Source organism: Pseudomonas sp. FSL W5-0203, from assembly GCF_001896155.1.
GTDB lineage: Bacteria > Pseudomonadota > Gammaproteobacteria > Pseudomonadales > Pseudomonadaceae > Aquipseudomonas > Aquipseudomonas paracarnis.
In genome coordinates this window covers 1-24,978 of record NZ_MPOR01000059.1, presented here as the reverse complement: position 1 = coordinate 24,978, position 24,978 = coordinate 1, and the positions used below count along the sequence as shown (strand labels likewise).

The 24,978-nt window shown below is 56.8% G+C and carries 18 protein-coding genes, 1 other RNA gene and 1 pseudogene; 10 read left to right on the top strand and 10 right to left on the bottom strand.

Translation table 11 applies throughout. The features are described 5' to 3' along the window. Nucleotides 1–572: 572 nt before the first annotated feature. The 7 genes and pseudogenes from BOP96_RS30690 to BOP96_RS27705 all read right to left on the bottom strand — a co-directional run. Nucleotides 573–1,262: pseudogene (locus BOP96_RS30690) on the bottom strand (replication endonuclease); the annotation flags it as partial. A gap of 408 nt (nt 1,263–1,670) precedes the next feature. Continuing rightward, nucleotides 1,671–1,883, bottom strand: a complete 213-nt coding sequence (locus BOP96_RS31020) for a helix-turn-helix transcriptional regulator (RefSeq protein WP_073454625.1) — start codon at nt 1,881–1,883, stop codon at nt 1,671–1,673. Nucleotides 1,884–2,091: 208 nt separating this feature from the next. Further along, complete coding sequence (locus BOP96_RS27725) at nt 2,092–3,972, bottom strand: site-specific integrase (protein ID WP_073454623.1); 1,881 nt, start codon at nt 3,970–3,972, stop codon at nt 2,092–2,094. A 137-nt stretch (nt 3,973–4,109) separates the two neighbouring features. Beyond that, nucleotides 4,110–4,506: a transfer-messenger RNA gene (gene ssrA / locus BOP96_RS27720) on the bottom strand. Nucleotides 4,507–4,600: 94 nt separating this feature from the next. Further along, nucleotides 4,601–4,879, bottom strand: coding sequence for a hypothetical protein (locus BOP96_RS27715; protein ID WP_003194233.1), 279 nt, complete (start codon nt 4,877–4,879; stop codon nt 4,601–4,603). Nucleotides 4,880–5,015: 136 nt separating this feature from the next. Then, complete coding sequence (locus tag BOP96_RS27710) at nt 5,016–7,826, bottom strand: FAD-binding and (Fe-S)-binding domain-containing protein (protein WP_073454620.1); 2,811 nt, start codon at nt 7,824–7,826, stop codon at nt 5,016–5,018. A gap of 70 nt (nt 7,827–7,896) precedes the next feature. Beyond that, nucleotides 7,897–9,591 carry a lactate permease LctP family transporter gene (locus BOP96_RS27705; RefSeq protein ID WP_014719964.1) on the bottom strand — a complete coding sequence of 565 codons (1,695 nt, stop codon included), beginning with the start codon at nt 9,589–9,591 and terminating at the stop codon, nt 7,897–7,899. 251 nt (nt 9,592–9,842) lie between these two features. Between BOP96_RS27705 and BOP96_RS27700 the strand changes: the two genes are divergently transcribed. Next, nucleotides 9,843–10,610 (top strand): FCD domain-containing protein, encoded by a 768-nt coding sequence (locus BOP96_RS27700; protein WP_014719963.1) that lies wholly within the window; start codon nt 9,843–9,845, stop codon nt 10,608–10,610. Nucleotides 10,611–10,637: 27 nt separating this feature from the next. Here the strand turns inward: BOP96_RS27700 and smpB are convergent, their stop codons facing one another. Then, on the bottom strand, nt 10,638–11,120 hold the full coding sequence (gene smpB / locus BOP96_RS27695; protein WP_014719962.1) for an SsrA-binding protein SmpB: 483 nt from the start codon (nt 11,118–11,120) through the stop codon (nt 10,638–10,640). 167 nt (nt 11,121–11,287) lie between these two features. On the opposite strand from smpB, the gene BOP96_RS27690 reads away from it, so the two are divergent. Both BOP96_RS27690 and BOP96_RS27685 read left to right on the top strand, forming a co-directional pair. Continuing rightward, entirely contained in the window at nt 11,288–11,722 is a 435-nt protein-coding gene (locus BOP96_RS27690) for a type II toxin-antitoxin system RatA family toxin (RefSeq protein ID WP_003194226.1), read from the top strand. Then, nucleotides 11,715–12,017: an RnfH family protein gene (locus BOP96_RS27685; RefSeq protein WP_014719961.1), complete on the top strand. Its 303-nt coding sequence runs from the start codon at nt 11,715–11,717 to the stop codon at nt 12,015–12,017. The genes BOP96_RS27690 and BOP96_RS27685 overlap by 8 nt, the downstream gene beginning before the upstream one ends. Nucleotides 12,018–12,323: 306 nt before the next feature. On the opposite strand, the gene BOP96_RS27680 is transcribed toward BOP96_RS27685, so the two are convergent. After that, nucleotides 12,324–12,851, bottom strand: a complete 528-nt coding sequence (locus tag BOP96_RS27680) for an outer membrane protein assembly factor BamE (protein ID WP_014719960.1) — start codon at nt 12,849–12,851, stop codon at nt 12,324–12,326. Nucleotides 12,852–12,949: 98 nt separating this feature from the next. On the opposite strand from BOP96_RS27680, the gene fur reads away from it, so the two are divergent. Beyond that, nucleotides 12,950–13,354, top strand: a complete 405-nt coding sequence (fur, locus tag BOP96_RS27675) for a ferric iron uptake transcriptional regulator (RefSeq protein ID WP_003194220.1) — start codon at nt 12,950–12,952, stop codon at nt 13,352–13,354. An 85-nt stretch (nt 13,355–13,439) separates the two neighbouring features. Here fur and recN read toward each other — a convergent pair whose 3' ends face one another. Beyond that, nucleotides 13,440–15,113 carry a DNA repair protein RecN gene (gene recN, locus BOP96_RS27670; RefSeq protein ID WP_073454618.1) on the bottom strand — a complete coding sequence of 558 codons (1,674 nt, stop codon included), beginning with the start codon at nt 15,111–15,113 and terminating at the stop codon, nt 13,440–13,442. A 254-nt stretch (nt 15,114–15,367) separates the two neighbouring features. Here recN and grpE point away from each other — a divergent pair, with 254 nt between their 5' ends. From grpE to carB, 6 genes are all read left to right on the top strand, one after another. Further along, nucleotides 15,368–15,928, top strand: coding sequence for a nucleotide exchange factor GrpE (gene grpE / locus BOP96_RS27665; protein ID WP_003194215.1), 561 nt, complete (start codon nt 15,368–15,370; stop codon nt 15,926–15,928). Between the two features lie 102 nt (nt 15,929–16,030). Next, nucleotides 16,031–17,947, top strand: coding sequence for a molecular chaperone DnaK (dnaK, locus tag BOP96_RS27660; RefSeq protein WP_014719959.1), 1,917 nt, complete (start codon nt 16,031–16,033; stop codon nt 17,945–17,947). Between the two features lie 316 nt (nt 17,948–18,263). Then, nucleotides 18,264–19,388: a molecular chaperone DnaJ gene (dnaJ, locus tag BOP96_RS27655; protein WP_073454615.1), complete on the top strand. Its 1,125-nt coding sequence runs from the start codon at nt 18,264–18,266 to the stop codon at nt 19,386–19,388. A gap of 10 nt (nt 19,389–19,398) precedes the next feature. Next, the gene (gene dapB, locus BOP96_RS27650; protein ID WP_073454613.1) at nt 19,399–20,205 is read left to right on the top strand and encodes a 4-hydroxy-tetrahydrodipicolinate reductase; all 807 of its coding nucleotides are present in this window, start codon (nt 19,399–19,401) and stop codon (nt 20,203–20,205) included. Nucleotides 20,206–20,464: 259 nt separating this feature from the next. Further along, complete coding sequence (carA, locus tag BOP96_RS27645) at nt 20,465–21,601, top strand: glutamine-hydrolyzing carbamoyl-phosphate synthase small subunit (protein WP_003194208.1); 1,137 nt, start codon at nt 20,465–20,467, stop codon at nt 21,599–21,601. Between the two features lie 105 nt (nt 21,602–21,706). Continuing rightward, on the top strand, nt 21,707–24,928 hold the full coding sequence (gene carB, locus BOP96_RS27640; protein WP_003194205.1) for a carbamoyl-phosphate synthase large subunit: 3,222 nt from the start codon (nt 21,707–21,709) through the stop codon (nt 24,926–24,928). Nucleotides 24,929–24,978 lie beyond the last annotated feature (50 nt).

The window sequence follows — 24,978 nt, the reverse complement described above, 5'->3', positions numbered from 1 at the left end:
CGAGGTGATGGGAGAGGTCATGCAAAATTCCATGGCAATGCGGCATGATGCTCCGGCTTCAATTCAATAACCGTGTTGCACTCAGCTCCTGCAACCGCCGAGTCTTCGATGTTCGTGACGACCTCGTACTTATCGTTAGTCAGTATTTCAATCATGCTTTCAAGAAAGCGAACTCCAATAACGCGTTTTGTCGCTGCTCCATGCTTATTTGTAGTTTCTTCGCGAACTAATTCAACATCTGCCAAGTGGTTGCATAGAAAGTTTTTAAAGGCTAGAAAATTTGTTATTTTTGTATTTCCGTCGGATCTATCATGCATGCGGCATTCTGTTAAGATTGCGCGCACACTCACTGGAAGTGCTGATGTCAGGTCAGTTATTTTATTCAGGGCCCGAAATAGCGTTAGAGATCCTTCTATTCCGTAATATTGCATTTGCCTTATCCCCATAGCTCGAATACCGGCGCGAACTCGCTCAACGTCGGCTATTGTTGATAGGTCCTGCTCTTTCCTGATTTTATCAGCCTGCTCATCGTAGAGGTCGGTGCGGCCGAGTTTAGTGGTATCGACTGTCTTTCCTATGTATTTAAGTACATAGGTCGCAGCCGCCACCCCATCGATTTCTTTGACGTCGGCCTGTCGTAAAGTGAAATAGAAATCTAGACACTTTTGAAAGCTGTCTAGAGTGGTGGGATCTATGAACATGAGGATGTGCCAATGGACGCATCCATCCTTATGAAGCTCTGCTGTTCGCACACCGAAGCATTTCTCAAGTGAAAATGGAGTTCCGCGTTTGCTTAATAGGGATCGGAGCTTTGCCCAGGTACGGCTTAGATATTTCTGGCTATCATAGCTGCTAGCTTGGTCGAAACTAGACCTTCCATTCTGTGGGTTCGGATGATAATTCGCTGGTGCAGTGAGCGTTAGCATGTAGGGCGTGAGGCCCCGTTCAATCGCAATAGCTTCTAGATTTTTTATAATGTAGTAGCTTTCATTGAATTTTCTCTCTGCCTGCTTCAAATGTAGATCGTATAGATTAATGAGCTGGCCGGTTTCCTTAACAAGAATGCTTCTCCTCTTTAAGAATTCCGCGTTTTTTTCGTCTCGACGTTGTATAAATTTTACGGTTTCGTTTGAGCAGTAATCGATATCAGTTCTGCCCCCGACTGCTCTGGTTTTTGCTTCAAATTCTAAGCGAGCGAAATGCACGGCTTTTGTGAATCTTCGCTTCACGAAGCTGAAATCAGTTAGGTAGCTAAGCTGCATTACATGGTCACAATTATGGACGGGAGCGCGCAGGTATGGCATCAGCGAAATCTGAAATTCCGATAAGTCTCGCATTTCCGTCTCGATTCGAGCGGCTTCTTTTTTCAGTATGCCCTCTACTGCTTTGCAGTAATTGTCACCCAGTGCGATTAACTTCAGCTTTTGATCGAAGTCTAGAGTCGGTTGGGAATTGAAATCGCCGGAAAATAGTCGTCTATATTCCGGAAGATTATTCTGCTGAATCGAATTTATCTTTGCTTGTATTTCGGAGATGAATTGTTTTGTCAGCCCGCTAACTTGATCCGCAGTCAAACGGCGCAACAGTTTCGTGTTGCGCGGGTCGAATAATGTAATGACATTATTTTCAGATTGCGAAAATTCTGGTTGGTTGAGATACATTGTTTTGAATCACAAATCAGCAGTATTGCAATCTTGAGCGTCAGCCGAGGCTGCCGGGAGATTCTTCATCCACGTTTCGATTTCGGAATTCATCCAGCGGCTAGCTTTTCCAATTTTCCTAGGTTTTGGAAATGTTTCGTCGTTGATTAGTCTGTAAATTGTGTAACGAGATAGACAGATTTTTTGTGATACCTTCACAAAATCTAAAAAATAGTCGGACATTTTTATATGCTCTTGTTATTGTTTGTTTCTCTAGATTAAAACAAAGGCAAAGCTAATTCAACCATCTAAAACTTCAATAAGTTGACAGGAGTGAGTTTGTTGGTTAGGGATCTAGGCTATGAGTTCGGGGGAGGTGTTAGTGAGGGCTGCTAATTATTTTCAAACGGTCGTTTCAAATGTGGCCTCTTAGAGGCCACATGGTACAAGTTTATTTTTCTTTAGATTTATTAAATCGGGCTAGCGATCTTTTAATATTAGCGCTATAGAATCTTGTGAACGACTCGTAGCTCACGTGGCCTAGATTAAGCCCCTGATATGTCACACGTTCAAGATACTCAGATTTCTTTTCGAGGGATAGCTCATCACCGTAGTGATCAGCTTCTGTTTTTTGGCGTTTTTGATGGCCGCTGATAGATTCCACAATATATTCACTATAGTTTTCGGATTCTCCACAGTTTTTTAATTCGTCGATCATCGTGTGTCTAAATGAGTGCATGTCTCGACCATCGTGCGCGCTCATGTGAATACCAACGTTGTAGAAATAACCCCCGTGCGGTGTGCTCTGAGAAGGAACTCGGGTAAAAAACGTGGAAGCTGCATGGCCCCAACCATTTTTTTTATTATAAGATATGCCTTCAAATAGCATTGTTGATCTGGATTTTCTTCTAGAGGTCGCATACTCGATGAATCCTAGTTCCCGCAATTTCGAGTGAATAGGCACCAGCCGTTTCGAAGATAAAGTTTTGACTCTCTTTCCAATTTCTTCGTTCTCTTCTACTTTCATACACCAGATTCCGTCGCGCTCCACGATGTCCCCCGGTGTGAGACCTGCTATTTCTGCAATCCGCATTGCACTAAAGGCTGCAATAAGAGGCATCCAGAATTGATATGGATAGACCGAAGTATTGTTATTGATCTTAGTGGGACGGTAGATCCAACCATCGAAAACGGCCTGAAGTTCGGTAATCGAATTGGATTTTTTTGGTGTTTCGTCGATTGGCTGGCGGCGTTTTATGTCCGCAGTGAGTTTGTCGAAATTAGGTGTAGCAATATGCTCAGGGTTTATAGTGGTGTAGCCCTCCTGAAATGCGTACACATGAAGCGCAGTAAGCCGCCTCGAATAAGCTGATGCCGTTTCAGGGGTAATTCTTTTGTATTCTTCTTTTTTTGGTACAAGCATTTGGGCTGTAAGGGTGGACCGATCCTTTCCGGTGGCCGCGTAGGCTTTCACCTCAAGAGTCAGTCTATGCAATCGCTCAAAATCGCCTTTCGTAAAATCTTCAATTGGCGCGTTTTCGCTCAGCACCGTGAGAACAAATGCGTGTCGTTCATACTCCTGCTCGGTCGAAAAGCTGGTTTCGCCATTCATACCTTCATGCTTTAGTTTCCATCCGCCATAAAGTTCTAGAAGAGTATGGGTGACCTCATTTTTCACAAGAGTGGGCTTGGTCTCTGTATGGTCCATGTTCGTGGGGCTGATCGCCGCACCTGACCTGGCTGCATCGCAGAGTTCAAGGTAGGCACCGTAAAGAAGTTCTCGATAGCTCTTTTGGGCTTTAGCGAGCGAAACAGCACTGATTGTTCCGTCCATAGTGCGAGAACCAGTGATCTCAATTGAGACGTTCTCTGCATACTGGACAAGGTTATGAAAAATTTGATTCTGACCGTTGAGGGTGAGTCCAGGTGCGAGATAGCCACCACGAACCTGTTCGGAAATGAGCGCGCTGAGCTGATGCATCATCACATTCCGCAGTCTTTCTTGTGAAACAACTCCTATCGCTTCAGGAGCGTCAGGATCTGGGTGTGCTCGCAGGATGCTATCCAGCCGGGCATTATCTTCATCCAGTTCCGCTGCAAGGGCGCGAGCGGCTTCCTCGAAGTCGATTTCTTCGTGATCTTTGGCTTTAGGCGGCATTGCGGTCCTCATCAGCTGCTCTATCGCAGAGATATGGGATCTGGCGCGGCTTATAGCAAGGCGCTTGCTGTGCGTTTTGAGAGAAATTCTTTTGCCGGCGTTCAAGTGAGCGAGGCGGGAGGGTAGTCGGAGATAGTAGAGACCGTGGCGGCTCTTCTCGATGTAATTTGGCATAACGCACTCCAAAAGAGAGCGCGTCAAGGAGGGAGAGATATGCCGCCCATTCCTTCCGACCTTTGCCGCCCTTTTGAAGAGCTGCCACCCCGTCAGGGTGAAAAAAGTCTTTAGAAATGAACGGCTTATCCAGATTTTGGTGGAGCCGGGGGGATTTGAACCCCCGTCCGCCAGTACTCCGCTGTCGGTACTACATGCGTAGCCGTTTCTATTAAGTTAACCCTCAGCGACCCGAAGGGCAGGGTGCTTTGGGCGAGTTGTGTAAGTTTTAGCCGCTTCGTCCACAACGTACTGCACGGCGATTCTGTTCTATATGACAATCACTTTGGGTTTACAGACATCCCCTGGTGATTGCTGGACCCGAAGGTACCAGAAGCTCAGGGCTAAGGCTGCTTACGCAGCGAGAGCGAATTCCTGGCCGTAGTTTTCGTCATTGGCAACTATAAGAAGTTGCAACAGTGGATTTACGAGTTCTGTTACCAACTCGGCATGCACCTAAAGTTTCGCGACCGGCGTCGAATCCTAAACGGCCCCGTGCTTGTAACTCGTTGTTTCTTAGTGAGTGACAAGCCTGTGCAGTGTACGCCAAAACGTCAGCGAAGGCCAACCCGAAGGTTGGCCCTCTCGCTTACTGGCCGCCTTTCTCGCTGTTCTGCAGGTCTTGCAGGGCCTTGGAGGTGATTTCGATGCACTTCTTCTCATCACCTGCGGCGTGGGCGGCCTTGGCCTGGGAGACGGCGGTGTCTATTTCGCCACTTTTACCGCTGGTGTCGGTGGCGAGCAGGGCTTTGCCGTTGTTGATTTTGTCCAGGTTGATCTGGCACAGGTCTTTGTCACTGGCGGCGAAAGCGGGGGAGGCGAGCATCGCAGCGGTCATGAACAAGCCAGCAAGAGCGGAACGCTTCATAGGGTGTCTCCTTGCGCAAAAGGGCTCGACGCTGCTGGCGTGCAACCGCTGCCAGCGACATCACTGATGGGCCTCGTTTGTCGAGGCCTATGCAGATGACTGCGCCGGCGCGCGAGGGTTCGGTTTTTTTGCCGGGTCAGTGGGCGCGGGCGCGGGTGACGCGGTCTACCAGGTAGACCAGGCCGTGGTAGTCGATGCCGCCATGCTGGCTCAGGCCGATCTCGCAGGTGCGGCTGGTGGAGATGCCTTCGCTGCAATATTGCACGGCGTCCTTGAGTGAGCGCAGGGCGTGGGCGTTGAGCTCTGGTGTGGTGAAGCCTTTGTCGCCGGCAAAGCCGCAGCAATGAATGCCTTCGGGGATCACCACGGTTTTTGCGCAGCGTCTCGCCAGTTCGATCAGGGCCTGGCTCTCGCCCAGGTGTTGGGTGCTGCAGGTGACGTGCACGGCGATGGGGGCTTCCTGGGGTGTGAAGTCGAGGCGGTCCATCAGGTGGGTGCGGATAAAGCGCACGGGGTCGTAGAGGTCCAGGCGCGTTTCTCCCAATTCCTGCACCAGGCGCAGGGTGCAGGGGCTGGTGTCGCAGTAGATGGGGTCGAGGCCGCCGCGGCTGGCGTGGAGCAGGGCGCCGATCAGTTCCTGGCGCTTGTGTTCGGCCTGCTCGGCGTAGCCTTTGGAGGCGAAGGGTTGGCCGCAGCAGAGGCTGTCTTGGTTGTCGGGGAAGACTACCTGGTAGCCGGCTTTTTCCAGCAACTGGCGGGTTTTGTCGTACAGCGACATTTGCTCTTTATCGCCGGCTGCCGGGCCCATGGCGCGGGAGACGCAGGCGGCCAGGTAAACCACGCGCGGGCGCGCGTCCGTCACTGCCGGACTGAAGCGGATGGCTTTTTCCGGCTGTGGCATGGCGTTGGTCCACTGCGGAATTTGCCCTTTGGACAGCTTGGTCAGTGTGCTCGAGAGCTTGGCCAGCCGTGGAGCCCCCAGCAGCATGCGTGCGCCATTGGCGACGTGCAGGGTAAAGCGCGCACCTTGCAGTGCGGTGGCGAAATGGCTGGCGAGCCAGTCGGCGGTTTTCGTACGGTCGGCTGCGCGGCTGCGCAGCTTTTTCACCAGGTCGCCGGTATTGATGCCTACAGGGCAACGTTGCGCGCATAAGCCGGTGGCGGCGCAGGTGTCGATGCCCTGGTAGTGGTAGGCCGCTTCCAGTTCGGTGGTGTCCACGCCTGCGCGTTTTTTGGCCTGGATGTCGCGCCAGATCACGATGCGCTGGCGCGGGCTCAGGGTCAGGCCTTTTGAAGGGCACACCGGTTCGCAGAACCCGCATTCGATGCACTTATCCACAAGCTCATCGGCGGCGGGCAGGGGCTTGAGGTGTTTGAGGTGGATTTGCGGGTCTTCGCTGAGCACCACATCGGGGTTGAGGATGCCGTTAGGGTCGAGCAGGCGCTTGAGTTGCCACATCAGTTGATAGGCGTCGCTGCCCCATTCCAGTTCAACGAACGGCGCCATATTGCGGCCGGTGCCGTGTTCAGCCTTCAGCGAGCCACCGAACTCCACGGCCACCAGTTGCGCGACGTCGTCCATGAACGCTTGATAGCGTGCGACTTCTTCGCTGCTGTTGAAGCCTTGAGTGAACACAAAGTGCAGATTGCCTTCCAGGGCATGTCCGAAAAGGATGGCTTCGTCGTAGTGATGTTTGTCGAACAGTGCGATCAAGCGGTTCACGCCAATCGCCAGTTGTTCGACCGGGAAGGTCACGTCTTCGATGATCACGGTGGTGCCGGTTTTGCGTACGGCGCCTACGGCCGGGAAGGTGTCTTTGCGGATGGCCCACAGGCGGGCGTTTTCCAATGGGTCTTCGGTGAAGTCGACTTGTTTCTCCACGGGAAACGCCGCCAGGGACGCCATGATGCGCGTCAGTTGTTCGTGCAGCAGTGATGACGAAGCGGCGCGGGACTCGATCAGCAGTGCGCAGGCGTTTTCCGATAGGTGCTGCACGAAAGCAGGCATGCCCGGTTTGTCCTGCACCGAACGCATGCTGCGTCGGTCCAGCAGTTCAACGGCGGAGACCGGCTGGGTTTTCAGCACGGTGACGGCGTTGCAGCAGGTTTCGACATCCGGGAAGACGATCAGCGCCGAGGCTTTGTTGGGGTGATCGATCACGGTGTCGTAGGTGACCGCACTGATAAACCCCAGGGTGCCCTCGGAGCCGACCAGCAGGTGGCTGAGGATATCCAGCGGGTCATCGAAATCCACCAGGGCGTTGAGTGACAGGCCGGTGGTATTTTTCAGGCGGTATTTGTGGCGGATCTTTGCCGCCAGCTCAGTATTTGCCCGTGTCTGGCGACCTAGTAGGGCCAGGCTTTCAAGCAGTGCGCTATGTGACTGGCGGAAGGCTTGCACGCTGGCGGCATCTTCGGTGTCCAGGCGGCTGCCATCGGCCAGTACCAGGCGGATGCCCGCCAGGGTGTGGTAGGTGTTTTGCGCCGTGCCGCAGCACATGCCACTGGCGTTGTTGGCGACGATACCGCCGATTTTGCAAGCATTGATGGACGCTGGGTCCGGCCCGATCTTGCGCCCGAACGGTGCGAGCCAGGCGTTGGCCTGGGCGCCGATCACGCCCGGCTGCAGGCGGATCTGGGTGCCTTGCCCGCGAATTTCGCGGTGGTTCCAGTTATCACCCAACACGATCAGCACCGAGTCGCTGATGGCCTGGCCCGAGAGGCTGGTGCCTGCGGCACGGAAGGTCACCGGTACGCGGTCGCGCTGGGCCAGTTGCAGCAGGGTTACCACTTCGTCTTCTGACTCCACGCGGATCACCAGCTGTGGGATCAGTCGGTAGAAGCTGGCGTCGGTGCCGAAGGCGAGGGTGGAAAGTGGATCGTCGAAGCGGCGATCTTGCGGGATCAGTTGTGCGACGTCGCTCAGGAAAGCAGCAGGCAGGCTCATCGGTCCTCCAGAAATAGCAGACGCCGGAAGGGTGCCCCGGCGTCGATTCTTACCCTATTACGTGCAGGTCTCAGTGCACCAGCATACCGGTGAACCAGTACGCCTGCGCCAAGGTGATCAGCCCGACGATGGTGGCAAAAAACAGGCTGTGCTTGAGGGTAAAGCGGAACAGGTCGGATTCCTTGCCCACCAGGCCGGTGGCGGCGCAGGCCACGGCGATCGATTGCGGCGAGATCATTTTGCCGGTCACGCCACCGCTGGTGTTCGCGGCTACCAGCAGGGTGTCGTTGACGCCGATCTGGTGCGCGGTAGTGGCTTGCAGTGAGCTGAACAGGGCGTTGGATGAGGTATCGGAGCCTGTCAGGAAAACTCCCAGCCAGCCAAGGAATGGCGAGAAGAACGGGAAGGCTGCACCGGTGCCCGCCAGAACCAGCGCCATGGTCGAGGACATGCCGGAGTAGTTGGTGACGAAGGCGAATGCCAGCACCATGCCGATGGACAGGATCGGCCAGCGCAGCTCAAAGAAGGTTTCTTTTAAAGTGGTAAGACCAGTTTTGACGTCGATTTTCAACACCAGCATGGAGACCAGTGCCGAGAAGAAGATTGCAGTGCCGGTGGCAGATATCGGGTCCAGCTTGAAGACGGCCGGGATGGCGGTGGGGTTGGTCACGATGGGCGCGACTTTAACCACCAGTTGATCCAGGTGCGGGATCGCGAAATTGAACACCCAGCCGTACATCGAGCCGCCCGCGGCGAACAGGGCCTTGAAGGGTTTGAGAGTCCAGATGGTCACCAGTACGGTGAGGATCAGGAACGGCGACCACGCCTTGAAAATTTGCCCCAGGCTGTAGGGCGAAACCACGGTGTTGCGTGGCAAGCCGAAGCCGCCGGCGCTGGAAGTGACCGCTACGCTGGAGGAGGCGCCGGCAATTTGTGCGCCTGCGGTGCGCTTGGGCTGCCAGACTTTCAGGAACAGCGTCAGGGCAATCAGGCTGGCGAGTGCCGAGGTGATGTCCGGCAGCTCTGGGCCAATGAAGTTGGAGGTGAAATATTGGGTGACGGCAAAGCTCAAGCCCGCCACCAAGGCTGCCGGCCAGGTTTCGCGAACGCCGCGCAGGCCGTCCATCATGAACACCAGCCAGAACGGCACGAACAGCGACAGCAGCGGCAGTTGGCGGCCGGTCATGGCGCCAATCTTGAACGCATCAATACCGGTGACCTGGCCGGCGACAATGATCGGAATGCCCAATGCGCCGAAAGCCACGGGCGCGGTATTGGCAATCAGGCATAAGCCGGCGGCGTACAGCGGGTTGAAACCCAGGCCTACCAGCAGCGCGGCGGTGATCGCCACGGGCGCGCCAAAACCGGCCGCACCTTCCAAGAAGGCACCAAAGCAAAAACCGATCAGCAACACCTGCAAGCGCTGGTCGTCGGTGATCGACAAAACGGAGCTGCGGATGATTTCGAACTGGCCGCTCTTGACCGTCAATTTGTACAGGAATACCGCTGCGACGATGATCCAGGCGATGGGCCACAGGCCGTAGGCAAAACCATAACCGGCCGCAGCCAATGCCATGTCTACGGGCATCTGGAAGGCGAAAATGGCGACCAGGATCGACAGGGCCAGGGTGATGCTGCCGGCCACATGGCCTTTGAGGCGGAACACGGCCAGCGCCAGGAAGAAGAATACGATAGGAATGACGGCGGCCAGTGCGGACAGGCCGAGGCTACCGAGTGGGCTGTAAAGCTGTTGCCAGGTTTGCATATGGGGTGGCCCCTGATTGTTGTTGTTTGGTGAGCTTGGTTAATTGGTAATACCAATTTACAGTCGCTGTGGGCTAGATTAAGAGCCTGGGCAGGGGTGTGTCAATTTGCCGCCTGCGAAACTTTGGTCGTAGGTCGGTAGGCGGGGCGTTCTGATCGGCGAAATTGAAGGCGTTCTGATAGGTGCTGCCGGCACGTCGATAGGCCAGAATAGGGGCCCCGGCGAGTGGTCGGGATGGTGGAGAGTGAGTTATGGGGTTTGATCAGGTGCGTCAGCGCCGTTTGTCTGACGATATTGTCGAGCAGCTTGAGGGGATGATTCTCGAGGGCACGCTGAAGTCGGGCGAACGCTTGCCGGCCGAGCGCGCGTTAGCCGAGCGCTTTGGTGTGTCGCGCCCGTCGTTGCGTGAGGCGATTCAGAAACTGGCGGCCAAGGGGTTGTTGGTCAGTCGTCAGGGCGGTGGCAACTATGTGGTGGACTCCCTGGGTTCGACCTTCAGCGATCCGCTGTTGCACTTGTTGGAAAGCAATCCCGAAGCGCAGCGCGATCTGCTGGAGTTTCGCCAGACCCTTGAGGCTTCGTGTGCTTATTACGCGGCGTTACGCGCCACGGAGGTTGACCGTGAACGGCTGACCGCAGCGTTTGAAGCGTTGCAGGATTGCTATGCGCGCGCCGACGAAGTGAGCCGAGTGGAGGAGGGTGCTGCGGATGCAAGGTTTCACTTGGCGATTGCCGAAGCCAGTCATAACGCCGTGTTGCTGCACACCATTCGCGGGCTGTTCGACCTGCTCAAGCGTAACGTGGTGACGAATATTGGTGGCATGTACCAGCAGCGTACCGAGACCCGCGACATGCTGATCAATCAGCATCGGGACTTGTACCTGGCCATCATCGAGGGGCGGGCCGAGCAGGCGCGCGAAGTCTCGACACGGCATCTGCTGTATGTGCAGGAGGTGTTGGAGGAGGTGCGTCAGGAGGTTCAACGCGTGGCTCGGGCGGAGCGACGCAAAGGGATGTAGCCCGCGTGGGCTACACCGTCACAAGGATTATTCTTCCTTGCCCTTGTTGCGCACGGCGCGATGCAGTTCGCGATTAGAATCGCGCTCGCGTTCGGTGTCGCGCTTGTCGTATTCCTTCTTGCCCTTGCCCAATGCGATCTCGCATTTGACCAGGTGCTTGCTCCAGTACCAGGACAAGCAGACACACGCGTAGCCTTTTTGCTGCACGGCTGCGGCGAGTTTTTCGAGCTCGCGGGCATTGAGCAACAACTTGCGCGTACGCACCGGGTCGGCAATCACGTGGGTGCTCGCGGTGGTCAGCGGAGTGATATGACTGCCAAGCAGCCATGCCTCGCCATCCTTGAGCAGCACATAACTGTCGACCAGCTGCAGTTTGCTGGCACGCAGACTTTTTACTTCCCAGCCGGCCAGGACCAGACCAGCCTCGAACCGATGTTCGATGAAGTAATCGTGTCGCGCTTTTTTATTTTGCGCGATGGTCCCTGTGGGGTGTTTCTTTTGTTTAGCCATAGGGGCGGCATTATAGGGAGTTGCGAGCGTGTCGGCTACGGTCAACCTGTGTGCTTGAGCGAGTTGGACGAATCCCGGACAATGCGGGCAGTTCTTTGGTTTTTTTCTCTCGCGGATTGGGCTGTTCTTTCGCGATGTTTGCCTTAAGCAGTGGAAGTAACGCTCACATGACGACGCATATTCAACGTTCGGCCCTGTTGCCCTACCCGGCGCAGGCGCTCTATGACCTGGTCAACGACGTGGCGCGTTACCCGGAGTTTCTGCCTTGGTGCTCGACGGCCGAGGTTCTGGAGAGCAGTGACGAGCACATGGTTGCCAGCGTGGGGGTGGCCAAGGGCGGCCTCAGCCAGCATTTTGTGACGCGTAATGTGCTGGTGCCGGGTCAGTCCATCGAAATGAACCTGCAGGAAGGGCCGTTCACCCAACTGCACGGTGTGTGGGTGTTCAAGGCGCTGACGGACAAGGCCTGCAAGATCAGCCTGGATCTTTCGTTTGATTATGCCGGGCCGATTGTTCGTGCGACGTTGGGGCCTTTGTTCAATCAGGCAGCCAATACCCTGGTGGACGCGTTCTGTCAGCGCGCCAAGCAACTGCATGGTTGAGATTGAGGTGGTGTTCGCCGCTGAGGATCGCCAGGTGTTGCTGGGGGTAAAGGTGGCTGAAGGCACTAGTTTGCGCGAGGCGGTGCGGGCGTCGGGAATAGCGGCGCATTTTCCTGACGTTGATCTGGCTGATTGCCCGCTGGGTATATTTGGCAAGGTTGTCGTGGATGCCGGGGCGCGTTGCGTGCAAGCGGGCGACCGTATTGAGATCTACCGGCCTTTGCTGGCCGACCCTAAAGAGGTGCGCAGGTTGCGCGCGGCCAAGGCGGCATTGGCCAGGCAAACGAATTCTTGAGCTTGCCAAATGGCAGCCTAGCTATCTGGAGCGCCGCGATCCAACTGTGGGAGCTGGCTTGCCTGCGATGACGCCCTGATAGCCGGCGCATATCTACCTGATACCCGCGATCCAAATGTGGAAGGGGCGGTCCCGATAACTGGTATGTTCTCGATCTGATCCAGGATCCTGGTTGACTGTCAGATCGCTTTCGCAGGCAAGCCAGCTCCCACAGGTTCAGCGTCGCACCAAGGTTATGTAGAGATGCCTATGTAAATGGCAGGCAACAAAAAGCCCGGCATGCCGGGCTTTTTATCGAGCGCAAAATTATTGCGGGCTGGTGTCCAGAGGCTCAGGCGTCGGGACGGGCACGGTTTCCACGTTGTCGATGTCTTTCTGGATGGTGTCCAGCAACGAACCAGGCTTGGCCGGTACCTCGGATTTTGGTTTTTCAGCTTCCTGCGTAGGTGCGGTCACGTTGGTGCCGCTGTCCTTGCCCAGCAAGGCTTCATCGCGGCTTACGCCGGGCATGAAGTCGCCGGACAGGCTCACAAGCTGGTCATTGCCATTGAAGATGACACTGACGCGCTCCTGCTGGCGTTCACCGCCACCAGGCTGCAGGCTGTAGAGATAATCCCAGCGATCGGCATGGAAAGTGTCGGTCAGCAGGGGATTACCCATGATAAACCGTACTTGCCGTCGGGTCATTCCCGGGCGTAACTGGTCTATCATGTCCTGCGTGACGACATTGCCCTGCTGGATGTCGATTTTGTAAACCCCGGGGAATGAACAACCGGCGAGTGCGAGCAGTCCCACAAAGGTGAAACTGGTTAGCAAGAGCTTGGTGTTTTGCATCGGTGGGCGACTTCCACTATCTTGGCTGGGACAACGTAAACGCCGATCATACCCGTATTAAGAGAAGCTGCGAAGCAGCATCCGCGAGAAAGCTAACCATGGTTGAAAATAGCGAACTACGCAAAGCCGGTCTCAAAGTGACTCTGCCACGAGTCAAGATTCTACAAATGCTCGATTCTGCTGAGCAGCGTCACATGAGTGCCGAAGATGTTTACAAGGCGCTGATGGAGTCTAACGAGGACGTCGGCCTGGCCACGGTCTACCGTGTACTGACCCAGTTTGAAGCCGCAGGGCTGGTGGTTCGTCATAATTTCGACGGCGGTCATGCGGTGTTTGAATTGGCTGACGGTGGTCACCATGACCACATGGTTGACTTGGATACCAACGAGGTTATCGAGTTCACCAGCCCTGAAATCGAAGCGCTGCAGCACAAGATTGCTGAGGAGCACGGGTTCGATTTGGTCGACCACAATCTCGTGTTGTACATCCGTAAGAAAAAGTAAAAATCGACGCAGTTTTGCTTTGCGAAACGATTGAAGGCGACCCTCGGGTCGCCTTCGTGCTTTCTATAGAGTGGAAAATGTCGCTTCAAGCCTTCGCGGCCACCACCATTTTTTTCGCGTGAGCCAAGGACTCCTTGGTCAAGTCGATACCGCCGAGCATCCGCGCCACTTCTTCCACCCGTTCCGACTTGTTCAGCTTGGAGACGGCGGTGTGTGTCGCGTCACTGCCGCGCACCTTATGCACAAACAGGTGCTGATGCCCTTGGGCTGCCACTTGCGGCAAGTGCGTCACCGTAAGCACCTGGCCGCGAACCCCCAAGCGACGCAGCAATTGGCCAACAATTTCTGCGGTCGGCCCGCCAATGCCCACATCCACTTCATCGAATACCAGGGTGGGTACCCGTGAGGTCTGGGCGGTAATCACTTGGATCGCCAGGCTGATCCGCGAGAGTTCGCCGCCGGAGGCCACTTTGGCCAGGGCCTTGAGCGGTTGGCCGGGGTTGGCACTCACCAGCAGTTCGACGTGCTCCAGCCCATGGGGCTGCAATTCTTGACTGGCGTTGGGATGCAGCTCAATGGTGAAGCGCCCGCCTGGCATGCCCAGGCGTTGGATTTCCAGCTCAACGGCGCTTGCCAGGCTAGTAGCTGCCTGCTGGCGCAGTGCGCTCAGCTCCCGGGCCTTTTCCTGATAATGACGGGCAAACGAAGCGAGCTCTTCGCCCAGTCGTTCGATAGATTCGTCGTTCGCGTTGAGTGTTTCGATTTCATCCAGCAGTTTCTGCTGCATGGTTGCGACTTCTGTCGGCTGGATTCGATGCTTGCGAGCCAGTGTATAAATAGTGTCCAGGCGTTCTTCTATTTCCTGCAGGCGAGCTGGGTCGGCGTCGAAATGGTCCAGGAAACGATTGAGTTCGCCCACGGCCTCTTCAACCTGGATCTGCGCGCTGGTCAACAGGGTGGTCGCTTCGCTCAGTGAGCCGGAAGCATTGTTCACGCTGGACAGGCGGTTGAGGCTGGCGGTCAGTGCATTAAGGACATTGCCGGAGTCGCTCTCACTACATTGCTCGACGACCTGGCGGCAGATACCCAGCAGGGTCTCGGCGTTGGTCAGGTTCTTGTGTTCCTGCTCAAGTTGCTCCAGCTCTGTCTCACCCAGGCCCAGACTCTCGAGCTCTTCCAGTTGATAGCTGAGCAACTGGTGGCGGGCGCGTTGTTCGTCGCCGGAGTTGGAGAGGCGTTCCAGTTCCTGGCGTGTCTGGCGCCAGCGTTGGGCGGCCAGTTGAACTTGCCGGGAAAGATCGGTGGCGCCGGCGTACTCATCGAGCAGGCGACGGTGGGTATCGGTTTTCAACAGGGATTGGTGTTCGTGCTGACTGTGGATATCGATCAGCAATTCGCCCAGGGCTTTCAAGTCGCCCAGTGGGCAAGGCGTGCCGTTGATATAGCCGCGCGAGCGCCCCTCGGCGGTGATCACCCGGCGCAGAATGCAGGGGCCTTCATTATTAAGGTCGCGCTCGGCCAGCCATGCCTCGGCTTCGGGGATGTCCGCCAGGTCGAAGGTGGCCAGGATGTCGGCCTTGTCGGAGCCAGGGCGTACCACGCCACTGTCGGCGCGGTCGCCAAGCGTCAGGCCGAGGGCGTCGAGCATGATCGACTTGCCGGCGCCGGTTTCGCCTGTGATTACGCTCATCCCGCGATCCAGTTCAAGATCCAGATGTTCAACGATGGCGTAGTTATGTACAGACAGGTGCACGAGCATGACGGCCGCTCCCAGGCTTTAGGTCTGGTTATTTATACAGTGTTTTGTTCAGGCCTGACAATCCTGGCACTTAGCTCGATTTGCTTGAGTCGTTAATTTTTTTAGCGCGATGTGGAATGAGCGTGAAGGAAATGATCCAGGTCAATCGAAAGACTTTTGGTAACGCCTGCGCCCTTGAACCTCAAAATTGTGGCCCCATATACCGGAGCAGAAGCGCGAGTTGAGTTCGCGCATGATTTTGAAAGGAGAAATCTATGGCTGACGAACAGACGCAGGATACGCAAACTCCAGACGCCAATTCGGCTGCCGGCGATGAACTGGCGACTCGTGTGCAAGTGCTCGAAGAGCAATTGGCCGCTGCGCAGGATCAATCGTTGCGTGTTGCCGCCGATCTGCAGAACGTCCGCCGCCGTGCCGAGCAGGATGTAGAGAAGGCTCACAAGTTCGCGCTGGAAAAATTCGCCGGTGACCTGCTGCCGATCATCGACAGCCTGGAGCGTGGTCTTGAGTTGTCCAACCCGGACGATGAAAACATCCGCCCAATGCGCGAAGGCATTGAGCTGACCCTGAAAATGTTCCAGGACACCCTGAAGCGTTATCAGTTGGAAGCTATCGATCCGCAAGCCGGCGAGCCGTTCAATGCTGAACATCACCAAGCCATGGCCATGCAGGAAAGCCATGACCTGGAACCCAATAGCGTAATCAAGGTGTTCCAGAAGGGTTACCAGCTCAACGGTCGCCTGATGCGTCCGGCAATGGTGGTGGTGAGCAAGGCTCCTGCACCCGTTGCACCTTCTATTGATGAGCAGGCTTGAAATTCGCCGCAAGGCCCCCATTTATAAGTCAAGCGTTTAAGTGCTACCGCAGTTAGCCAAAACTGCTGCGGCAACCAAATTCAAGTTTCGGGAGAGTAAATCATGGGCAAAATTATCGGTATCGACCTGGGGACCACCAACTCCTGCGTCTCCGTGCTGGAAAACGGCGTTGCAAAAGTTATTGAAAACGCCGAAGGCGCACGTACCACTCCGTCGATCATCGCTTACGCCAACGACGGTGAAATCCTCGTCGGTCAATCGGCCAAGCGTCAGGCGGTGACCAACCCGCACAACACCCTGTACGCGGTAAAGCGTCTGATTGGTCGTAAGTTCGACGAAGAAGTCGTACAGAAAGACATCAAGATGGTGCCTTACAAAATCGCCAAGGCCGACAACGGTGACGCCTGGGTTGAAGTGAACGGCCAGAAAATGTCGCCGCCGCAAATCTCGGCTGAAATCTTGAAAAAGATGAAAAAGACCGCCGAAGACTACCTCGGTGAAGCGGTGACTGAAGCGGTGATCACCGTTCCGGCCTACTTCAACGACAGCCAGCGCCAGGCTACCAAAGACGCCGGCCGCATCGCGGGCCTGGATGTAAAACGTATCATCAACGAACCAACCGCAGCCGCGCTGGCTTACGGTATGGACAAGGCCAAGGGCGACCACACCGTGATCGTTTACGACCTGGGTGGCGGTACGTTCGACGTCTCCGTGATCGAGATCGCAGAAGTTGACGGCGAGCACCAGTTCGAAGTGTTGGCCACCAACGGTGACACCTTCCTGGGTGGTGAAGACTTTGACATTCGTCTGATCGACTACCTCGTTGACGAATTCAAGAAAGAAAGCGGCATGAACCTCAAGGGTGACCCGCTGGCCATGCAGCGCCTGAAAGAAGCCGCTGAAAAAGCCAAGATCGAGCTGTCTTCCGCTCAGTCGACTGACGTGAACCTGCCGTACATCACTGCAGACGCTACCGGTCCTAAGCACTTGAACGTGAAGATCTCGCGTTCCAAGCTCGAAGCATTGGTTGAAGACCTGGTTCAGCGCACCATCGAACCTTGCCGCATCGCGCTGAAAGACTCCGGTATCGACGTTGGCTCGATCAACGACGTGATCCTGGTGGGCGGTCAGACCCGTATGCCACTGGTTCAGAAGCTGGTTACCGAGTTCTTCGGCAAAGAAGCCCGTAAAGACGTGAACCCGGACGAAGCTGTTGCCATGGGTGCTGCCATCCAGGGTGCGGTATTGGCCGGCGACGTAAAAGACGTGCTGCTGCTGGACGTAAGCCCGCTGACCCTGGGTATCGAAACCATGGGTGGCGTGATGACTGCGCTGATCGAGAAAAACACCACGATTCCTACCAAGAAATCTCAGGTGTTCTCGACTGCCGATGACAACCAGGGCGCCGTGACTATCCACGTGCTGCAGGGCGAGCGTAAGCAAGCCGCTCAGAACAAGTCCCTGGGCAAGTTCGACCTGGCTGAGATTCCACCAGCACCACGTGGCGTGCCACAAATCGAAGTGACCTTCGACATCGACGCCAACGGCATCCTGCACGTCGGCGCGAAAGACAAGGCCACCGGCAAAGAGCAGAAGATCACCATCAAGGCCAACTCCGGCCTGTCTGATGAAGAAATTCAACAGATGATCCGTGATGCTGAAACCAATGCTGAAGCCGACAAGAAGTTCGAAGAGTTGGCAGGCGCCCGTAACCAGGGTGACGCGCTGGTTCACTCGACGCGCAAAATGATCGCTGATGCTGGCGACAAAGTGACAGACGAAGAGAAAACCGCAATCGAAGCGGCAGTGGTTGCGCTGGAAGCCGCCATTAAAGGCGACGACAAGGCTGCCATCGAAGCCAAGGTTGAGGAGCTGTCGAAAGTCTCCGCGCCAGTTGCTCAGAAAATGTACGCCGAGCAAGGCCAGCCGGCTGACGGCGCTGCGCAACAAGCCGAGCCTGAAGCCAAGCACGACGATGTTGTCGATGCTGAGTTCGAAGAAGTTAAAGACAACAAGTAAGTTGTCGCCCGGTTGACCGCGCACAAGCGGTGACTGGTAGGATGTCGCCGCGCGGGAGCTTGCTCCCGCGTTGGCGTGTCTGGGGTATGCGAATTTTTACAGCATGCGACAACGCTCGGATGCTGGCGGTGTGAACGGGAATGCTCCTGCTTTCCGAATGACAGTCACCGCGTTTTTGGCCGGCTCCCTGGCTGAAAACAGTAATGACCAGGATCGTTGAATTGACGTGAGTTGGGTCCGGGCCTGTATTGGGGCTCAACGAGTTTGGCAGGGTTCAGGAGGGCCAGGTCGAACGTCCTTAAGAGTGCAAAGACTTATGGCAAAGCGTGACTATTACGAAGTATTGGGTGTGGAGCGTGGCGCCAGCGAGGCGGAGCTGAAAAAAGCCTACCGTCGCCTGGCGATGAAGCACCACCCGGACCGTAATCCGGATAGCAAAGAATCCGAAGAGATGTTCAAAGAGGCCAACGAGGCCTACGAATGCCTGTGTGATCCCAATAAGCGTGCGGCCTACGACCAGTATGGCCATGCTGGCGTCGACCCGAGCATGGGCGGCGGCGGTGCCGGTTTTGGTGGCCAGAACTTCTCCGATATTTTCGGCGACGTATTCAGCGACTTCTTCGGCGGTGGCCGTGGCGGTCAGCGTGGCGGCCCTCAGCGCGGCAGCGACCTGCGTTACACCCTGGAACTGAACCTGGAAGAAGCCGTGCGCGGCACCAGTGTCAATATCCGTGTGCCGACGCTGGTCAACTGCAAGCCGTGCGACGGCTCGGGTGCGAAGAAAGGCTCCTCGCCGATCACGTGCCCGACCTGCGGCGGTATCGGGCAGGTACGCATGCAGCAGGGCTTCTTCTCGGTGCAGCAAACCTGCCCGCGTTGCCATGGCCAGGGCAAGATCATTTCCGATCCGTGCGACTCCTGCCACGGCGAAGGCCGCGTCGAAGAGTACAAGACGCTGTCGGTGAAAGTGCCGGCGGGTGTGGATACCGGTGATCGTATTCGACTGTCGGGCGAAGGCGAGGCGGGTGCCCAGGGTGGCCCTACGGGCGACCTGTACGTGGTGATCAATGTGCGCGAGCACTCGATCTTCCAGCGTGACGGCAAGCACTTGTTCTGCGAAGTGCCGATCAGCTTTGTTGATGCGGCCCTGGGTGGCGAGCTGGAGATTCCGACGCTGGATGGTCGGGTCAAGCTCAAGATTCCCGAGGGGACTCAAACCGGCAAGCAGTTCCGCATTCGTGGCAAAGGCGTTGCGCCCGTGCGCGGTGGCGGTGCTGGCGACCTGATGTGCCGTGTGGCGGTGGAAACCCCGGTGAACCTGAATCGTCGTCAGCGTGAACTGCTGGAAGAGTTCCGCAGCTCGCTGGAAGGCGATGACTCCCACTCGCCGAAGACTACGGGCTTCTTCGACGGTGTAAAACGCTTCTTCGGCGACCTGTAAGGATCTGAATATGCGACGTATAGCCGTAATGGGCGCTGCCGGGCGCATGGGCAAGACGCTGGTCGAGGCGGTGCAGCAACGCTCGCCGGCCTCCGGGCTGACGGCGGCGATTGTTCGCCCAGGCAGTACGTTGATCGGCGCGGACGCAGGTGAGTTGGCCTCATTGGGCCGCATCGGTGTTTCGTTGTCTGGCAACCTTGAGCAGGTGGCTGACGAGTTCGACGTGCTGATCGACTTCACCCTGCCGGAAGTGATGCTGAAAAATCTGACCTTCTGCCGTAAGGCGGGCAAGGCTATGGTGATCGGTACCACCGGTTTGAGCGCCGAGCAGAAACAGTTGCTGGTGGAGGCGGGCAAGGATATTCCGATCGTCTTCGCTGCCAATTTCAGCGTGGGCGTAAACCTGTCGCTGAAATTGCTGGACCTGGCGGCGCGCGTGCTGGGTGATGAGGCTGATATCGAGATTATCGAGACTCATCACCGTCACAAGATCGACGCCCCGTCGGGCACTGCGTTGCGCATGGGTGAAGCTATTGCCGATGCGCTGGGCCGCGATTTGTCGAAAGTGGCGGTATACGGGCGTGAAGGCCACACAGGGGAGCGCGCACGCGACACCATCGGTTTTGCAACCGTGCGCGGTGGTGATGTGGTTGGCGATCACACCGTGCTGTTCGCCACCGAAGGCGAGCGCCTGGAGATCACGCACAAAGCCTCCAGCCGCATGACTTTCGCCAAGGGCGCGGTGCGTGCTGCGCTTTGGTTGGACGGCCGCGAGCCGGGCCTGTACGACATGCGTGACGTGCTGGATTTGCACTAACCAGTAGCTAAAACGGGGGCTCAGGATTATCCTGTGGCCCCGTTTTTACCCGCTAGGCGACGTCCTGTCGCATTCCCCTGCCTTTAAGGCTCATTAGCGGTGGACCAAAAAAGCCTTTTTCTGTAAGCTACAGCTTTAGTGTGTCCACTAAAAGCGCGCAGAATAATTCAGTGAAGAAGCGGGGTGACGTGTCCATACGTCACTCCGCTTTTTTACAACCTGCGATCGCCCTTTCAGGCTTTATTTACGGGAGGTCTTCTTGACTAAGCCAGCCATACTCGCCCTTGCTGATGGCAGCATTTTTCGCGGCGAAGCCATTGGAGCCGACGGTCAGACCGTTGGAGAGGTGGTGTTTAACACTGCCATGACCGGCTATCAGGAAATCCTTACCGATCCTTCCTACGCCCAACAGATCGTTACCCTGACCTATCCGCACATCGGCAATACCGGCACTACGCCGGAAGATGTCGAGTCTGATCGTGTCTGGTCGGCGGGCCTGGTAATTCGTGACCTGCCACTGGTTGCGAGCAACTGGCGTAACACGATGTCGCTGTCCGATTACCTGAAAGCCAACAACGTTGTGGCGATCGCCGGTATCGATACGCGCCGCCTCACGCGCATCCTGCGTGAAAAAGGCTCGCAGAACGGCTGCATCATGGTCGGTGACAATATTTCCGAAGAGGCGGCGATTGCCGCAGCGCAAGGCTTCCCTGGCCTGAAGGGCATGGACCTGGCGAAAGTCGTCAGCGTCAAAGAGAAGTACGAGTGGCGTTCCACTGTGTGGGATCTGAAGACCGACAGCCACGCGACTATCGAGGCTGCCGATCTGCCTTACCACGTGGTCGCCTATGACTACGGCGTCAAGTACAACATCCTGCGCATGCTGGTCGAGCGCGGTTGCCGTGTGACCGTGGTGCCCGCGCAAACCCCTGCCAGCGATGTGCTCGCGATGCAGCCGGACGGTGTGTTCCTGTCCAACGGCCCGGGTGACCCTGAGCCATGCGACTACGCTATCCAGGCCATCAAGGACGTGCTGGAGACCGAGATTCCGGTGTTCGGCATCTGTCTTGGCCACCAGTTGCTGGCTTTGGCCTCCGGCGCCAAAACCCTGAAAATGGGCCACGGCCACCACGGTGCCAACCACCCGGTACAAGACCTGGACACCGGCGTTGTGATGATCACCAGCCAGAACCACGGTTTTGCGGTGGATGAAGCCTCCCTGCCGAGCAACGTGCGCGCCATTCACAAGTCGCTGTTCGACGGTTCCCTGCAAGGCATCGAACGCACCGACAAGAGCGCGTTCAGCTTCCAGGGCCACCCTGAAGCCAGCCCGGGCCCGAACGACGTAGCGCCGCTGTTCGACCGTTTCATCAATGAGATGGCCAAGCGACGCTGACTGAGTGGCCAGCGGGCGGCCCCGGTTTGCGGTGGCCCCCGCAGGCTCTTCAAAGATTGTTCAAGACGGCTTGCCGACTGACCTGCGGATTTGAGTGACAAACCCATGCCAAAACGTACAGACATAAAAAGCATCCTGATTCTCGGCGCTGGCCCGATCGTGATCGGCCAGGCCTGCGAATTCGACTACTCCGGCGCCCAGGCCTGTAAAGCCCTGCGCGAGGAGGGCTACCGCGTCATCCTGGTGAACTCCAACCCGGCCACCATCATGACCGACCCGGCCATGGCCGACGCCACCTACATCGAGCCGATCAAGTGGCAGACCGTTGCCAAGATCATCGAAAAAGAGCGTCCGGACGCGCTGCTGCCAACCATGGGTGGCCAGACCGCTCTGAACTGCGCCTTGGACCTGGAGCGCGAAGGCGTCCTGGAAAAGTTCGGCGTAGAGATGATCGGTGCCAATGCCGACACCATCGACAAGGCTGAAGACCGTTCGCGTTTCGACAAGGCCATGAAGTCCATCGGCCTGGCGTGCCCGCGTTCCGGTATCGCCCACAGCATGGAAGAGGCCAATGCGGTCCTCGAGACCCTGGGCTTCCCGTGCATCATCCGTCCGTCCTTCACCATGGGCGGCACCGGCGGTGGTATTGCTTACAACCGTGAAGAGTTCGAAGAAATCTGCGCGCGTGGCCTGGACCTGTCGCCGACCAAAGAGCTGCTGATCGACGAATCGCTGATCGGCTGGAAAGAATATGAGATGGAGGTTGTCCGCGATAAGAAGGACAACTGCATCATCGTCTGCTCCATCGAAAACTTCGACCCGATGGGCGTGCACACCGGTGACTCGATCACCGTGGCGCCAGCACAGACCCTGACCGACAAGGAATACCAGATCCTGCGTAACGCCTCCTTGGCGGTATTGCGCGAGATCGGCGTTGAAACCGGCGGTTCCAACGTCCAGTTCGGCATCTGCCCGGACACCGGCCGCATGGTCGTGATCGAGATGAACCCACGTGTATCGCGTTCTTCGGCGCTGGCCTCGAAAGCGACCGGTTTCCCGATTGCGCGTATCGCTGCCAAGCTGGCTATCGGCTACACCTTGGACGAGCTGCAAAACGAAATCACCGGCGGCGCTATGCCGGCGTCTTTCGAACCGTCTATCGACTACGTCGTGACCAAGCTGCCGCGCTTTGCCTTCGAGAAATTCGCCAAGGCGGATGCGCGCCTGACCACCCAGATGAAGTCGGTCGGTGAAGTCATGGCCATCGGCCGCACGTTCCAGGAATCCCTGCAGAAAGCGCTGCGCGGCCTGGAAGTCGGTGTTTGCGGCCTGGACGAGAAGCTCGACCTGAGCAACCCGGAAAGCATGAGCATCCTCAAGCGCGAGCTGACCGTGCCGGGCGCCGAGCGTATCTGGTACGTGGCTGACGCCTTCCGTGCCGGCCTGAGCGTCGAAGATATCTTCGGCATGAACATGATCGACCCGTGGTTCCTGGTGCAGATCGAAGATCTGATCAAGGAAGAAGAGAAGGTCAAGACGCTGGGTCTGTCGTCTATCGACCGCGACCTGATGTTCCGCCTCAAGCGCAAAGGCTTCTCCGACCAGCGTCTGGCCAAGCTGCTGGGTGTGACCGAGAAGAACCTGCGTACTCATCGCCACAAGCTGGATATCTTCCCGGTCTACAAGCGCGTTGACACCTGCGCCGCAGAATTCGCCACCGACACGGCCTACATGTACTCCACCTATGAGGAAGAGTGCGAAGCCGCGCCGACGGGCCGCGACAAGATCATCATCCTGGGTGGCGGTCCGAACCGTATCGGCCAGGGCATCGAGTTCGACTACTGCTGCGTACACGCCGCCCTCGCCCTGCGCGAAGACGGGTACGAGACCATCATGGTCAACTGCAACCCGGAAACGGTTTCCACTGACTACGACACGTCCGACCGTCTGTACTTCGAGCCGGTAACGCTGGAAGACGTATTGGAAATCTGTCGGGTCGAGAAGCCTAAAGGCGTGATCGTCCAGTACGGCGGCCAGACCCCGCTGAAACTGGCGCGTGCCCTCGAAGCCGCTGGCGTGCCGATCATCGGTACCAGCCCGGATGCAATCGACCGTGCCGAAGACCGTGAGCGTTTCCAGCAGATGGTTGAGCGCCTGAACCTGCGTCAGCCGCCGAACGCCACCGTGCGCAGCGAAGACGAAGCCATTCGCGCGGCCAGCAAGATCGGCTATCCGCTGGTGGTGCGTCCGTCCTACGTACTGGGCGGCCGGGCGATGGAAATCGTCTACGAAGAAGAAGAACTCAAGCGCTACCTGCGTGATGCGGTGAAAGTCTCCAACGACAGCCCGGTGCTGCTGGACCACTTCCTCAACTGCGCCATCGAAATGGACGTGGACGCGGTCTGCGACGGTACTGACGTCGTGATCGGCGCGATCATGCAGCACATCGAGCAGGCCGGCGTTCACTCCGGTGACTCCGCGTGCTCCCTGCCGCCGTACTCGCTGCCGGCGCATATCCAGGACGAGATGCGCGAACAGGTCAAGAAGATGGCCCTGGAACTGGGTGTGGTCGGCCTGATGAACGTACAGTTGGCGCTGCAAGGCGAAGACATCTACGTCATTGAAGTCAACCCGCGTGCTTCGCGTACCGTACCGTTCGTGTCCAAGTGCATCGGTGTGTCCCTGGCCATGATCGCTGCGCGTGTGATGGCTGGTAAGACCCTGAAGGAAATCGGCTTTACCAAGGAAATCATTCCGAACTTCTACAGTGTGAAAGAGGCGGTGTTCCCGTTCGCTAAATTCCCTGGCGTGGACCCAATCCTGGGCCCAGAGATGAAGTCCACCGGTGAGGTGATGGGTGTGGGCGATACCTTCGGTGAAGCGTTCGCCAAGGCCCAGATGGGTGCCAGTGAAGTGCTGCCGACCGGCGGTACTGCGTTTATCAGCGTACGTGATGATGACAAACCACTGGTTGCAGGGGTCGCCCGCGATCTGATCAACTTGGGCTTTGAAGTCGTGGCTACCGCCGGGACCGCCAAGCTGATCGAAGCTGCCGGCCTGAAAGTACGTCGCGTGAACAAGGTGACGGAAGGCCGTCCGCATGTGGTCGACATGATCAAGAATGACGAAGTCACTCTGATCATCAACACCACCGAAGGTCGCCAGTCGATCGCGGACTCCTATTCCATTCGTCGTAATGCCTTGCAGCACAAGATTTACTGCACCACTACCATTGCTGCTGGCGAAGCTATCTGTGAAGCGCTGAAGTTCGGTCCGGAAAAGACCGTGCGTCGCTTGCAGGATCTACACGCAGGATTGAAGGCATGAGCATAACCAAATACCCGATGACCGTTCAGGGCGCGCGCGCCCTGAACGGT

What these genes read in the sequence shown, in the direction of transcription:
- fur (WP_003194220.1), top strand. Translation starts at nt 12,950, where the DNA reads ATGGTTGAAAATAGCGAACTACGCAAAGCCGGTCTCAAAGTGACTCTG.
- BOP96_RS27700 (WP_014719963.1), top strand. Translation starts at nt 9,843, where the DNA reads ATGGGGTTTGATCAGGTGCGTCAGCGCCGTTTGTCTGACGATATTGTC.
- BOP96_RS27690 (WP_003194226.1), top strand. Translation starts at nt 11,288, where the DNA reads ATGACGACGCATATTCAACGTTCGGCCCTGTTGCCCTACCCGGCGCAG.
- BOP96_RS27705 (WP_014719964.1), bottom strand. Translation starts at nt 9,591, where the DNA reads ATGCAAACCTGGCAACAGCTTTACAGCCCACTCGGTAGCCTCGGCCTG.
- BOP96_RS27710 (WP_073454620.1), bottom strand. Translation starts at nt 7,826, where the DNA reads ATGAGCCTGCCTGCTGCTTTCCTGAGCGACGTCGCACAACTGATCCCG.
- dnaK (WP_014719959.1), top strand. Translation starts at nt 16,031, where the DNA reads ATGGGCAAAATTATCGGTATCGACCTGGGGACCACCAACTCCTGCGTC.
- recN (WP_073454618.1), bottom strand. Translation starts at nt 15,113, where the DNA reads ATGCTCGTGCACCTGTCTGTACATAACTACGCCATCGTTGAACATCTG.
- BOP96_RS27725 (WP_073454623.1), bottom strand. Translation starts at nt 3,972, where the DNA reads ATGCCAAATTACATCGAGAAGAGCCGCCACGGTCTCTACTATCTCCGA.
- BOP96_RS27685 (WP_014719961.1), top strand. Translation starts at nt 11,715, where the DNA reads ATGGTTGAGATTGAGGTGGTGTTCGCCGCTGAGGATCGCCAGGTGTTG.
- BOP96_RS27680 (WP_014719960.1), bottom strand. Translation starts at nt 12,851, where the DNA reads ATGCAAAACACCAAGCTCTTGCTAACCAGTTTCACCTTTGTGGGACTG.
- dnaJ (WP_073454615.1), top strand. Translation starts at nt 18,264, where the DNA reads ATGGCAAAGCGTGACTATTACGAAGTATTGGGTGTGGAGCGTGGCGCC.
- grpE (WP_003194215.1), top strand. Translation starts at nt 15,368, where the DNA reads ATGGCTGACGAACAGACGCAGGATACGCAAACTCCAGACGCCAATTCG.
- smpB (WP_014719962.1), bottom strand. Translation starts at nt 11,120, where the DNA reads ATGGCTAAACAAAAGAAACACCCCACAGGGACCATCGCGCAAAATAAA.
- carB (WP_003194205.1), top strand. Translation starts at nt 21,707, where the DNA reads ATGCCAAAACGTACAGACATAAAAAGCATCCTGATTCTCGGCGCTGGC.
- dapB (WP_073454613.1), top strand. Translation starts at nt 19,399, where the DNA reads ATGCGACGTATAGCCGTAATGGGCGCTGCCGGGCGCATGGGCAAGACG.
- BOP96_RS27715 (WP_003194233.1), bottom strand. Translation starts at nt 4,879, where the DNA reads ATGAAGCGTTCCGCTCTTGCTGGCTTGTTCATGACCGCTGCGATGCTC.
- BOP96_RS31020 (WP_073454625.1), bottom strand. Translation starts at nt 1,883, where the DNA reads ATGTCCGACTATTTTTTAGATTTTGTGAAGGTATCACAAAAAATCTGT.